Source organism: Kineosporia sp. A_224 (assembly GCF_002198655.1).
GTDB lineage: Bacteria > Actinomycetota > Actinomycetes > Actinomycetales > Kineosporiaceae > R-H-3.
Genome location: NZ_MWLN01000137.1, coordinates 1 through 11,798, shown reverse-complemented (window position 1 = coordinate 11,798; position 11,798 = coordinate 1). Strand labels below are relative to the sequence as shown.

The 11,798-nt window shown below is 73.7% G+C and carries 11 protein-coding genes and 1 pseudogene; 7 read left to right on the top strand and 5 right to left on the bottom strand.

All coding sequences use genetic code 11. The features are described from left to right. Positions 1–40: 40 nt before the first annotated feature. From EDJALFJO_RS12350 to EDJALFJO_RS12340, 3 genes are read right to left on the bottom strand one after another with little or no spacing between them, the layout of a single operon-like run. Positions 41–790 (bottom strand): amino acid ABC transporter ATP-binding protein, encoded by a 750-nt coding sequence (locus EDJALFJO_RS12350; RefSeq protein ID WP_088285602.1) that lies wholly within the window; start codon positions 788–790, stop codon positions 41–43. Further along, positions 787–1,638 (bottom strand): amino acid ABC transporter permease, encoded by an 852-nt coding sequence (locus tag EDJALFJO_RS12345; RefSeq protein ID WP_088285600.1) that lies wholly within the window; start codon positions 1,636–1,638, stop codon positions 787–789. Before EDJALFJO_RS12345 ends, EDJALFJO_RS12350 begins: the two co-directional genes overlap by 4 nt. A 49-nt stretch (positions 1,639–1,687) precedes the next feature. Continuing rightward, entirely contained in the window at positions 1,688–2,617 is a 930-nt protein-coding gene (locus EDJALFJO_RS12340; RefSeq protein WP_088285598.1) for an ABC transporter substrate-binding protein, read from the bottom strand. A 174-nt stretch (positions 2,618–2,791) separates the two neighbouring features. Between EDJALFJO_RS12340 and EDJALFJO_RS12335 the strand changes: the two genes are divergently transcribed. Genes EDJALFJO_RS12335 through EDJALFJO_RS12320 form a run of 4 tightly spaced genes read left to right on the top strand, consistent with a single transcriptional unit; the run spans position 2,792 to position 5,562 of the window. Then, positions 2,792–3,196, top strand: coding sequence for an NADH-quinone oxidoreductase subunit A (locus EDJALFJO_RS12335; RefSeq protein ID WP_233149822.1), 405 nt, complete (start codon positions 2,792–2,794; stop codon positions 3,194–3,196). Then, positions 3,193–3,882, top strand: coding sequence for an NADH-quinone oxidoreductase subunit B family protein (locus EDJALFJO_RS35575; RefSeq protein ID WP_088285596.1), 690 nt, complete (start codon positions 3,193–3,195; stop codon positions 3,880–3,882). The genes EDJALFJO_RS12335 and EDJALFJO_RS35575 overlap by 4 nt, the downstream gene beginning before the upstream one ends. Beyond that, positions 3,879–4,616, top strand: coding sequence for an NADH-quinone oxidoreductase subunit C (locus tag EDJALFJO_RS12325; RefSeq protein WP_198950235.1), 738 nt, complete (start codon positions 3,879–3,881; stop codon positions 4,614–4,616). Before EDJALFJO_RS35575 ends, EDJALFJO_RS12325 begins: the two co-directional genes overlap by 4 nt. Next, a complete protein-coding gene (locus EDJALFJO_RS12320) occupies positions 4,609–5,562 on the top strand; it encodes a complex I subunit 1 family protein (protein WP_088285594.1) in 954 nt (317 codons plus the stop codon). The genes EDJALFJO_RS12325 and EDJALFJO_RS12320 overlap by 8 nt, the downstream gene beginning before the upstream one ends. 108 nt (positions 5,563–5,670) lie before the next feature. Here the strand turns inward: EDJALFJO_RS12320 and EDJALFJO_RS12315 are convergent, their stop codons facing one another. Beyond that, a complete protein-coding gene (locus tag EDJALFJO_RS12315; protein ID WP_088285592.1) occupies positions 5,671–7,254 on the bottom strand; it encodes an APC family permease in 1,584 nt (527 codons plus the stop codon). A 144-nt stretch (positions 7,255–7,398) separates the two neighbouring features. After that, the gene (locus EDJALFJO_RS12310; protein ID WP_233149823.1) at positions 7,399–8,451 is read right to left on the bottom strand and encodes a histone deacetylase family protein; all 1,053 of its coding nucleotides are present in this window, start codon (positions 8,449–8,451) and stop codon (positions 7,399–7,401) included. A gap of 47 nt (positions 8,452–8,498) precedes the next feature. Here EDJALFJO_RS12310 and EDJALFJO_RS36405 point away from each other — a divergent pair. The 3 genes and pseudogenes from EDJALFJO_RS36405 to EDJALFJO_RS35570 form a co-directional block, all read left to right on the top strand. Further along, positions 8,499–9,016, top strand: a pseudogene (locus tag EDJALFJO_RS36405) (P1 family peptidase); the annotation flags it as partial. 56 nt (positions 9,017–9,072) lie between these two features. Further along, on the top strand, positions 9,073–9,654 hold the full coding sequence (locus tag EDJALFJO_RS36400) for a P1 family peptidase (protein WP_369812524.1): 582 nt from the start codon (positions 9,073–9,075) through the stop codon (positions 9,652–9,654). Further along, on the top strand, positions 9,651–11,735 hold the full coding sequence (locus EDJALFJO_RS35570) for a CocE/NonD family hydrolase (protein WP_088285588.1): 2,085 nt from the start codon (positions 9,651–9,653) through the stop codon (positions 11,733–11,735). The genes EDJALFJO_RS36400 and EDJALFJO_RS35570 overlap by 4 nt, the downstream gene beginning before the upstream one ends. Positions 11,736–11,798 lie beyond the last annotated feature (63 nt).

Genomic DNA, 11,798 nt, shown 5'->3' with positions numbered 1-11,798 from the left:
CCTCCGCCCCCGACCCAAGCCAAAGAGAAAGGAAAGAAAGCTAGAGCCGACCAGCCTCGATGATCCGCCGCAAGAACCGCCGGGTCCGGTCCTCGACCGGATCCCCGAGAACCTGCTGAGGCGGCCCGGACTCGAGCACCCGCCCGCCGTCGAGGAAGCAGACGCGGTCGGCGACCTGGCGCGCGAAACCCATCTCGTGCGTCGCCACCAGCATCGTCATGCCCTCGCTCTTCAGCTCCTTGAGCATGCCGAGGACCTCGCCGACGAGCTCGGGGTCGAGGGCGGAGGTGACCTCGTCGAAGAGCATGAGGACCGGGTCGTTGACGAGGGCCCGGGCGATGGCGACGCGCTGCTGCTGGCCACCGGAGAGCTGGTCGGGGTGGGCGCCCGCGCGGTCCTTCAGGCCGACGCGTTCGAGCATCGCGAGGGCCTTCTCCTCGGCGACGTCCCGGGCGATGCCGTGCACTTTGCGAGGGGCGAGGGTGACGTTGTCGAGCACGGTGAGGTGCGGGAAGAGGTTGAACGCCTGGAAGACGATGCCCATCCGGGCCCGGACGGCGTCCGCGTCGACACGGGGGTCGGTGACGTCCTGGCCCTCGAGCAGGACGGCGCCGTCGTCGACGTTCTCGAGGAGGTCGATGCAGCGCAGCAGGGTCGACTTGCCGGAGCCGGAGGCGCCGATGAGGACGACGACGTCGTGGGCGTCGACGTCGAGGTCGAGGCCGTCGAGGACGACGGTGCGGCCGTAGACCTTGCGCAGGCCCTCGACACGCAGCAGCGGGGCGCTCACAACCGGCCTCCTGCCGAGCGGTAGCCGTGCCTGCGGGCGAGGGCGTCGGTGACCCGGATGAGCGGCACGCCGAGCAGCACGAAGAGCAGGCCGGCGACGACGTACGAGGTGAAGCTCGCCGTGTCGTACTGGGCGAACTGGGCGTACCGCAGGGCGTCGAGGGCGCCGAGCACGGAGATGAGGCCGGCGTCCTTCTGCAGGCTGACGACGTCGTTGAGCAGCGGCGGGACGACGTTGCGGAACGCCTGGGGGAGGACGACGTGGCGCAGCGTCTGGCCGTGCGAGAGCCCGAGCGAGCGGGCGGCGGCGCGCTGGCTCGGGTGGATCGACTCGATGCCGGCCCGGACCACCTCGGCGACGTACGCCGAGTAGGAGAGCGTCAGCGCGGCGGTGCCGAGGACGCCGGCGCTCGTCGGGATGCCCTGCAGCCGCAGCGCCGGCAGCCCGAAGCCGATGAGGTAGAGCACGATGATCACGGGCATGCCGCGGAAGAGGTCGACGTAGACGGTGGCCGCGGCGCGCAGCGGCCACGTCGCCGGGCCGGTCAGGGTGCGGACGACGGCCAGGCCGGTGCCGAAGGCGAGCATGAGCACCGACGCGGCGAGCCAGACCCGGACGTTGAGCCACAGGCCGGTGAGCACGCCAGGCAGGGATGCCCAGGCCGCCTGCGGGTCGAAGAACGCCGCCTGCACCCGCGGCCAGCCGGGCGCGTTGACCGCACCGGTGACGAACAACGTGAGCACCACCACGGTGCTCACGGCGGAGACGACGACGGAGCGGCGCGCCCGCGAGTGCCGGTAGGCGTCGCGGTCGCGCTGGCGCGCGGACGGCGTCCAGGCGGTCGTCATCGACGGACCACGTGGACGCCGCCGCGCACCGGCGACGAGACGGGACGGGTCACGACAGGACGGGCGCGCCCGCCGTGCTCGTGAGCCACTGCTCCTCGAGCTTCTTCAGGGTGCCGTCGGCCCGCAACGCGTCGACGGCCTGCGAGACGCACGGGGTGAGCGCGCTGCCCTTGTCGAGCACGAGCCCGAACTGCTCGGGCGTGCCGGTGCCGCTCGGGAGCTGGCCGAGGACGGCGCCGTCGTCGAGGCCGCCGTCCTTGGTGCCGACCGCCGCGAGGAAGAGCGCGGTCGGCAGGTCGACGACGATCGCGTCGATCTGCCCGTTCGACAGCGCGAGCTTCGCGTCGTCGTTCGTGTTGTAGACGGCGGTCTTCGTCGTCGGCTTGACGATCTCTTCGATGGCCTTGAACGACGTCGTGCCGACCTGGGCGCCGAACTTCACCTTCGCGAGGTCCGCGAGGGTCTTCGCGCCGGCGGCCTTGCTGCCCTTGACGGTGACGACGGCCTGGGCGACGTCGTAGTAGCCGGTCGAGAAGTCGATGTTCTTCTTGCGCTCGTCGGTGATCGAGAACTGGTTGACGGCGAAGTCGAACGGCTTCGGGCCGGGCTGGATGACGCTGTTGAAGCTCGCGACGGTCCACTTCACCTCGGCGTTCGAGAAGCCGAGCTTCGTCGCCACCGCGTACGTCACGGCGGACTCGTAGCCCTTGCCGTTCGTCGGGTCGTCGTCGGAGAACCAGGGCTCGAAGGCCGGCTTGTCCGTCCCGACGGTCAGCGTGCCCGCGGTCTTCAGCGCGAGCGCGTCCTTGGCGCAGGCGTCGGCGGACGACGTCGCGGCCGAGGGCGTGGCGGCGGGCGTCGTCGCCGCGGCCTCGCCGGTGCTGTCCTGCGGGGCGCAGGCGGCGAGCGCGGCGACGGCGGCGAGGCCGCCGACGACGGCGAGCACGGTGCGGCGGGCCGCCAGGGGCGAACGGGACATCGGGGGGCCTTTCGACGTCGGGACGAGGTGCTGGGCTGGTGCCTGGGGGAGGCGCCCGGCGGACCGGACGGCGCCAGGGTAGTCGTCCCATGTTTCCTGCCGCCCGCCGTCCGGGTGAGCCGATACGCGACCGTGACGGGAGTGCTACGGCCCATCTCCCACTAGAGTCGGCGCGTGGCTACCGGCTGGCTCGTCGTGGGGGCGGTGACCGCCGCGGGCGTGCTCTTCTTCGCCGCCGCGATGGCGGCCAACCGCGTGCTGCGCCCGCGGGTGCCGACCCTCGAGAAGGTCACGACGTACGAGAGCGGCGTCGACCCGGTCGGCCGGGGCTGGTCGCAGACCAACGTCCGGTACTACCTGTACGCCTTCCTCTACGTGGTCTTCGCCGTCGACGCGGTCTACCTGTTCCCGTGGGCGACGGTCGTCGAGACCTTCGGCTGGGCGACGGTCGCCGAGATGGGCGTCTTCCTCGGGATCCTCGCCGTCGGCCTGCTCCACGCCTGGCGGCGCGGGGCGCTCGCGTGGCAGGGCGCCCGCCGGCACGGCGGGTCGGCGTCCGGTACCGGGGGTGCAGCATGAGCGACGTCGAGCGGCGCCGGGTCGACCTCGGGATGCCCGGGGTCGGCGTCCTGCAGTCCGTCGCGCCCTACCCGCTGCGCGTCGTCCTCAACTGGGGCCGCAAGTACAGCCTCTGGGTCTTCAACTTCGGGCTCGCCTGCTGCGCCATCGAGTTCATCGCCGCGAGCATGGGCCGGCACGACTTCATCCGGCTCGGGGTCATCCCGTTCGCGCACGGCCCCCGGCAGGCCGACCTCATGATCGTCTCGGGCACCGTCACCGACAAGATGGCGCCCGCCGTCCGCCGGCTCTGGGAGCAGATGCCCGAGCCGAAGTACGTCATCTCGTTCGGCGCCTGCTCGAACTCCGGCGGCCCGTACTGGGACTCCTACTGCGTGACGAAGGGTGTCGACCAGATCATCCCGGTGGACGTCTACGTGCCCGGCTGCCCGCCGCGGCCGGAGGCGCTGCTCCAGGGCATCGTCAAGCTCCAGGAGAAGATCGCGGCGGAGAACCTCGGCGAGCGGTACCGCCGTCCGGGGCGCCGCGGGACCGGCCCGGTCGCGGCCGGCGCGCTCGGCCGCCCGCTCGTGCCGCCGCCCGCCCGGGTCGAGAAGCGCTCCCGGCGGCGCCGTCCGGCCCCCGCGGCGGCCGCACCCGGTGCCGCGCAGCAGCAGGGCGGCGGGGCTCCCGGGAGCGCCCGGTGACGCACAGCCGCACGCCCCGGGTCCGGCCGCGCCCGGAGATCTTCGGTGACCTCTACGCGGCCCTGCTCGGCGCGGAGGCGACGTCCTCGACGGACGCGCACGGCACCCCCGTCGTCGACGTCCCGCTCGAGCGCTGGGTCGAGGCCGCCCGGTACGCCCACGACGACCTGGGGATGACGTTCCTCGACTGGCTGTCGGCGGTCGACCGGCCGGACGGCGACCCGCCCGGCGTCGAGATCGTCCTGCACGTCGTCGACCCGAGCCCGTGGACGTCGCAGGGCCAGCCCCGGGTGCGCCGGATGCTGCTGCGCACCGGGGTGCCGGACGCCGAGCCCGAGCTGCCGAGCCTGACCTCGGTGTGGCCCGGGGTCGCCTGGCACGAGCGTGAGACGTACGAGATGTTCGGGATCGTCTTCGACGGCTTCGACGACGGCTCCGGACTGGGCCTGCGCCCGCTGCTGCTGCCCGAGGGCTTCGAGGGCACCCCGCTGCGCAAGTCGTTCGTCCTCGCGGCGCGTGCCGTGAAGACCTGGCCGGGTGCCAAGGAGCCGGGGGAGTCCGACAGCCACTCCGCCCCGAGCCGGCGCAAGACCCTGCCGCCGGGCGTCCCCGACCCCGCCACGTGGGGTCCGCGCCGTCCCGGTGAGCCGCTGCCCGAGCCGGAGGCCGCACCGGCCCGCCCCGCACGCACGCCCCGGGCCGCCCGCCCGCCGCGGGAGGGCACCGATGGGTGAGGTGCTCGACGTCCTGCTGCGTGCCGCCCTCGTCCTCGGGGCGTTCCTCGTGCTGCCGCTCGTCATCGGGCAGACCGAGCACAAGGTCATGGCGCACATGCAGGGCCGGCTCGGCCCGATGTACGCCGGCGGCTTCCACGGCTGGGCCCAGCTCGTCGCGGACGGCGTGAAGTTCGCGCAGAAGGAGTCGGTGACGCCGGCCGCCGCGGACGGCCCGGTGTTCCGGATCGCGCCCGCCGTCGCGCTCGTGCCCTACCTCGTCGCGCTGTCGGTGATCCCGCTCTCGCCGACGCTCGTCGCGGCCGACATCGACCCGGCCCTGCTCTTCGTGCTCGCCTCGAGCGCCGTGGGCGTGCTCGGGACGCTCATGGGCGGCTGGTCGAGCGCGAACAAGTACGCGCTCATCGGGGCGCTGCGGGCCTCGGCCCAGCTTCTCGCCTACGAGCTGCCGCTCGTGCTCGCCGCAAGCAGCTTCGCGATGGCCGCCGGGACGCTCTCGATCGTCGGCATCGGTGAGGCGTGGACCCCGTGGTGGCTCGTCTGGCAGGCGCCGGCAGCGTTCGTGCTCTTCCTCGCCGGGGTCGCCGAGCTGCAGCGGCCGCCGTTCGACATGCCCGTCGCGGACTCCGAGATCGTCGCCGGGCCGTGGACGGAGTACACCGGCCTGCGGTTCGCCCTGTTCCTGCTCGCGGAGTACGCGGGGATCCTCGTCATCAGCGCGCTGGTCGCCGTCCTCTACCTCGGCGGCTGGAACGGCCCGTGGTCGGGCACCTTCGGCCCGGTCTGGATGCTCGCCAAGACGTTCCTCGTCGCCTTCGTCGTCATCTGGTTCCGGGTGACCTTCCCGCGGCTCCGCGAGGACCAGCTCCAGCGCCTCGCCTGGGGCGTCCTCGTCCCCACCGCCCTGGCCCAGCTCGCCCTGACCGCGGTCGTCGTCGTCCTCTGACCGGCTCCCCACCCTCGCTCATGCTCGCGGCGGGTACCGTTCCGCGGCTCCGCGGAGCCGGTTCCCGGTACCCGCCGCGAGCATGAGCGGTGGGTCGTGGGTGGTGCGTCAGCGGTCGGCGACCACTTCCTCGGTCTCGATGTTGATCTGCACCTGCTTGCGGCGGGTCGGGGCGCCGAGGATGTAGAAGAGCACACCGAGGCCGATGAACAGGGCCAGCGGGACGAGCTGGGAGAGCTCGTACTGGAGGCGCTGCCCGGCGAACTCCTCGGGGAGCGAGTCGTTCCAGGTCGACACGTCCAGGCTCGTGGCGAAGCCTGGCCACAGCAGCGACAGGCTCGCGAGGGCCGCCCACAGGGTGCACAGCACGCTCACACCGAGCGCGACCCCGTCGCCGCCCGGCACCCGGTAGGGCCGGTGCACGTGCGGGTGCTTCTTCCGGAGCAGGTAGAGCGACGGGAAGATCGACAGGTACGAGATCGTCGTCGTCGAGATGGCCAGGCCGAGCGCGGCGACGAAGTACTTCGCGGCGTCGCCCTGGGTGAGCTCGTAGGCGGCCACGAACGTCACCGTCGAGAAGACGCCCGAGGCGAGGTTGACGGCGATCGGGGTGCCCCAGCGCTCGGAGAACGTGCCGAGCCAGCGCGGGCCGGCGCCGTCGTAGGCGGCCACCGCCTGCGCGCGGTCGGCGCCCATGATCCAGGTCGTCCCGCTCGACAGCAGCGCCCAGATGAAGCCGGCGGCGGCGATCCCGCCGAGCACCGCGCCCGCACCGGTGAGGGTCGGCGTGAGCGTGCCGTCGGCAGCGGCCTCGACCGACCCGCCGTACACGGTGAAGACGAGCTTGATCGCGCTGACGAAGCCGTCGAGGCTGGTGATCTGCTGGGCAGGGACGACGAGGAGGATCGCGAGGATCGGCAGGCCGTAGGCGAGGATCGCGACGATCGTGGCCCGCTTGACCGTGTAGGGGACGTCCTTCTGGGCGTCCTTCATCTCGTCGCCGGCCGCGTTCGGCAGCTCGAAGCCGACGAAGTTGAAGAACAGCACCGGGACCGCAGCGATGAAGACCGCCCAGGTGGGCTTGAAGTCGCCCACCGACACCCCGCCGACGCCGTTCTGCGCGGCGTAGATGAAGACGGTGATCGTGAAGCCGCTGAGCAGGACGATCCGGCCCCACGCCCCGATCGTCGGGATCCACTTGCCGACCCCGAACGACAGGATCGCCGCCCACGTGGCGAACCAGATGAAGGCCAGCGCAAAGATGTAGGCCCCCACGTGGCCCAGCTCGAAGTAGAACTCGTCGAACACCGCCAGCGCGGTGATGACGAGCGCGCCGCCGAGCCAGATCGGGTTCGACAGCCAGTAGAGGACGGCGTTCAGACCGGCCGCGAAGCGCCCCATCGACAGCTTGGTCCAGATGTAGGAGCCGCCCTCCTCGCGGAAGGCCGAGCCCAGCTCCGCCGTGAGCAGCGCATAGGGGACGAAGAAGAACACCGACAGGAAGATGAGCCAGACGAACGCCTGGGCGCCGTAGTTGGACACCGCCCCGAGCGTGTCCAGACCGACGATCGTGCAGATGAGGAAGAAGAAGATGTCGAAGCGCCCGAAGTGGCGCTTGAGCTTCGCCTTCTCCTCGAGTGCTGCGGTGGTCGTCGTCTCGATGACGTCGGGCGGCAGCGCGGCAGCGGTCATGACGGCCTCCAGATCGTGAGTTGACGGCAACGATCGGCTACGTGATCTGCGGCGTCAACGGATGTCCGGGGCTTGTTCACACGGTGGTGACGCGGACCGGGGGAGAAGCGCGACAAGAAGGTCAGAACGCCTGGGCGCCCGCTCTCAGAACGCCTTGAGGGCCGCGACGGCGAGACCGCCGAGGGTCTCGAGGTGGTAGCCGCCCTCCTGGACGACGACCGTCGGCAGGTCGAGCGCGGCGACCAGGGCACCGGCCCGGGCGTAGCCGTCGGCGGTCACCTCGAGCGGGCTCTCCGGGTCGTGCGCGGCGGCGTCGAGGCCGAGGGAGAGCACGACGGCGTCCGCGTCGAAGCGCAGCGCCGCCTCGACGAGCAGCCGGACGGCCATGAGCCAGCCCTCGTCGTCGGTCCCGGGCGGCAGCGGCACGTTGACCGTCGCGCCGGCGCCGGCGCCGGTGCCGCGCTCGTCGCCGTACCCGAGCACGTGCGGGAACCAGCCCGCGCCCGGGTCGACGTGGACGGAGGCGTAGAGGACGTCGGCGCGCTCCCAGAAGACCGCCTGCGTCCCGTTGCCGTGGTGGGCGTCGACGTCGAGGACGGCGACCCGCATCCCCGCGTGGGTGAACGCCTGCGCCGCGACGGCCGCGTTGTTGAGGTAGCACGAGCCGCCGAACCCGGCCGGGGCGGCGTGGTGCCCGGGCGGGCGGGTCAGGGCGTACGCGCTGCGCGTCGGGCCGGTCGGGGAGAGCACGAGGTCGACGGCGGTGAGCGTCGCGTCGACGGCGCCGCGGGCGGCCTCCCAGGTGCCGGGGCCCACGACGGTCATCGTGTCGTAGCACCAGACCCCGGCCCGGGCGTGCGTCGCGGCCGGGTAGCGCCAGGGCATCCCGGACGTCATGAAGGGCGTCGGGAAGACGTAGGGGACGACCCGGTCCGAGCCGACGGCCGCCGCGTACGGCCCGGCCTCCCACGCGTCCCACGCCGTCCGCAGCCAGTCGACGAGGCCGGCCTCGTGCACCTCGAGGAGGACGTCGTCCGGGTGCGCGACCGCGGCGACCTCGGGGTGGCCGGCCGCGTCCAGCGCCTCGCGGAGCACGGTCGCCCGCGCGGGCACCTCGGTGCCGTCGGTGCGCACGCCGACCCAGACCTCGTCGCGCGGGTCGTGCCGGAGAACCTCGTCGGACCACACCACGGGCATCACGCGGGCCATGGTCGCAGATCGGGCGCGCGCCCTATGCTCCGCTCGTGGTCGCACGCTTCGCTGACCTGCTGGTCAGGACCGGGACCGACGTCGGGCTGCTGCCCAGCGGACCCACCCGCTCGGTGCACGACGTCCCGGGGGTGGGCCTCGGGCACGCGACCTTCACCCTCGACGGGCCGGGGCCGCCGCACGGCCCGGGCACGGTCCGCACCGGGGTCAGCGTGCTCCACCTGCCCGGTGACGTCTTCGGCTCCCCGGTGCCCGCCGGCGGCGCGGTGCTCAACGGTGCGGGGGAGTGCACGGGCTTCGTCACGGTGACCGAGTGGGGCCGGGTCGAGACGCCGGTCTTCCTCACGTCGACGATGGCCGTCGGGCGGGTCTACGACGCCGCCTGCCTGCTCCTCGCCGAGCAGGACGAGCGGGTCGGGCGCGACGACGTCGTCATCCCGGTGGTCGCCGAGTGCGACGACTCCGGGCTCTCCGACCCGCGCCGGTTCCGGCCGACCGACGAGGACGTCGCCCGCGCGTGGGCGGCGGCCCGGGCGGGGGCGGGCTCGGGGGCNTCGGGCGGGCTCGGGGGCACCGCCCGACGAGGGCTGCGTCGGCGCCGGCACCGGTATGGAGTGCCTGGGCTTCAAGGGCGGCGTCGGGACGGCGTCCCGGCTGCTCCCCGACGGCCACGTGCTCGGGGCCGTCGTCCTGACGAACTTCGGCAGCCGGGAGCGGCTCACGGTCTGCGGCGTGCCGGTCGGGCGACTGCTGCCGGACGGCGCCCCGGAGGACGCCCCGGACGACGCCCCGGGGGACGGCGCCCAGCACCTCGACCGCGGCGACCGCGGCTCGTGCATCGTCGTCCTCGTCACCGACGGCCCGCTCGACGCGCACGCGTGCGGGCGGCTCGCACGCCGCGCCGGGATGGGCCTGGCTCGCACCGGGTCCGTCGCGACGCACGGGTCGGGCGAGATCTTCCTCGCGCTCGCGACCGGGCTGCGGGGCGACCGGGTCCGGACGGCGGAGCGCCCGCCGGTCTTCGGGCGCGACCTCGACCCCTACTTCGCGGCGGCCGTCGAGGCGACCGAGGAGGCCGTCCTCACGGCGCTGCTCGCCGCGACGACGACGACCGGCCGCGACGGCCGGACCGTCGAGGCGCTGCCGCTCGACGCGGTGGCGGACCTCGTCCGGCGGGCGTCGCAGCAGTGACGGGGACCCACGAGCAGCTCCGGATCCCGTTGCCGGACGGGGGTTTCCTCGCGACGTCGCTCTACCTCCCGGCTGCCGCCGGCCGCGGCGAGCGGGTCCCGGTGCTCCTCGAGGCGCTGCCGTACCGCAAGGACGACCTCACGTCGTCCTACCGCCCGGAGTACGTGCGGTTCCGGGACGAGCACGGCTACGCGGTCGCGCGGGTCGACCTGCGCGGCACCGGCTCCAGCCCGGGCGTCGCCCTCGACGAGTACCACCCGACCGAGCAGGCGGACCTGCACGTCGCGATCGGCTGGCTCGCCGCGCAGTCGTGGTCGACCGGTGCGGTCGGCATGTTCGGCACGTCGTGGAGCGGGTTCAACGCCCTCCAGCTCGCCTGCGAGCGGCCGCCCGCGCTCCGTGCCGTCGTCGCCTCCTACGCGACCGACGACCGCTGGACGGACGACGTGCACTGGATGGGCGGCGCGCTGCGGCTGCTCGACCAGGTCGACTACCCGCTCTACATGGTGGCGATGAACGCGCTGCCCCCGGTGCCCGCGGTCTTCGGCGACGGCTGGCGCGAGGAGTGGCACCGGCGGGTCGAGGAGACCCCGCCGTGGCTGCTGCGCTGGCTCACGGAGCAGACCGACGGCCGGTACTGGCGGCACGGCAGCGTCCGGGACCGGTCGCTCGCTCCGGCCCGCGGCCCCTCACCGGGCGGGTACGGGCGGATCGAGTGCCCGGTGCTCGTCGTCGCCGGCTGGGCGGACGGCTACCGCGACAACACCTTCCGCACGTTCCGCGCGCTGCACGAGGCGGGGACGCCGGTCCACGTGCTCGCCGGGCCGTGGAGCCACATGGCCCCCTCGACGTCGGTCCCCGGTCCGTGCGTCGACCACGTCGCGGTCATGGCGCGGTGGTGGGACCGCTGGCTGCGGGACGCCCCGAACGGGGTGGACGCCGAGCCGCCCGTCACGGTCTTCGTCCGCTCGTACGCCGCGCCGGAGCCGGACGCCGCGCGCTGGCCGGGCCGCTGGGAGGCGCACGACCGGGCCAGCCTGGACGCCGTCCGTGACGTCGTCGTCCCGCTCGCCGGTCTCCCGCTCACCGGGGCGAGACCCGTTGCGCCGCAGGATGTCCCGCCCGGTGCGACCGGACCCGTCGTCGCCCACGACGGCGTGCTCGACGTCGGGGCGGCGGCCTGGAACTCGTGCGCCGCGTCGCTGCCCTGGGGGCAGCCGCTCGACCAGCGCGAGGACGAGGCGCGCTCGCTGTGCGCCGACGTGGACCTGCCGGCGGGCACCGTCGTCCTCGGCCACCCGCTCGTCCGCGTCCGGGTGCTGCCGGCCGCGACCCGCACCCACGTCAGTGCGAAGCTCTCGCTCGTCCCCGTCGGCGGCGGCCCGAGCCTGCTCGTCGCCCGCGGGCTGCTCGACCTCGCCTACCGCGACGGCGACGGGACGGCGCCGCGCGCCCTCCTGCCGGGGGAGTGGGCCGACGTCGAGGTCGAGGTCGAGGCGACCGCGTTCGAGGTCACGCCCGGCTACCGGCTGCGGCTCGCCCTCGCCGCCGCGGACTGGCCGAACACCGTTGCCCCGCAAGGGGTCTGGTCGATGCTCGACGTCGGCGCGTCGGAGCTCGTACTGCCGGTCTCGGCCGGTTCGCCGCACCCGGCGCCGGTGCTCCCGGAGCCCGCCGACGGGCCGCCGGAGGAGGCGGCTGCTGACGACGGGGCTGCCGGCGACGAGGAGCCCGGCGACTCCTCGCACGTCCAGTGGCAGCACGGCTACGACGTCCTCACCCGGACCCGTTACGCCGACGTCGACCACGGCGCGACGTACGCGGCGCCGCACGACGCGCACTGCACCGAGCACTACGTGGGGCACGTCGAGGTCGACGCCCGGACCGGCGAGCAGACGGCGCGCGGGATGTGCCGCTACGAGGTCGAGTGGCCCCAGGTCCGGGTGCGCAGCGTCGCCCGCCTCCTCCTGCACGTCGACGGCGAGGGCTTCACCGCGGACGTCGACCTCGACGTCGACGCGGACGACGAACCCGTCGCCCGCCGCCGCTGGCAGACCCGCGTCGACCGCCGCCTCCCCTGACCTACCCCGCCCCGAGTTACTAGCGCGTATGACCCGTTTTCTGGGTCATACGCGCTAGTAACT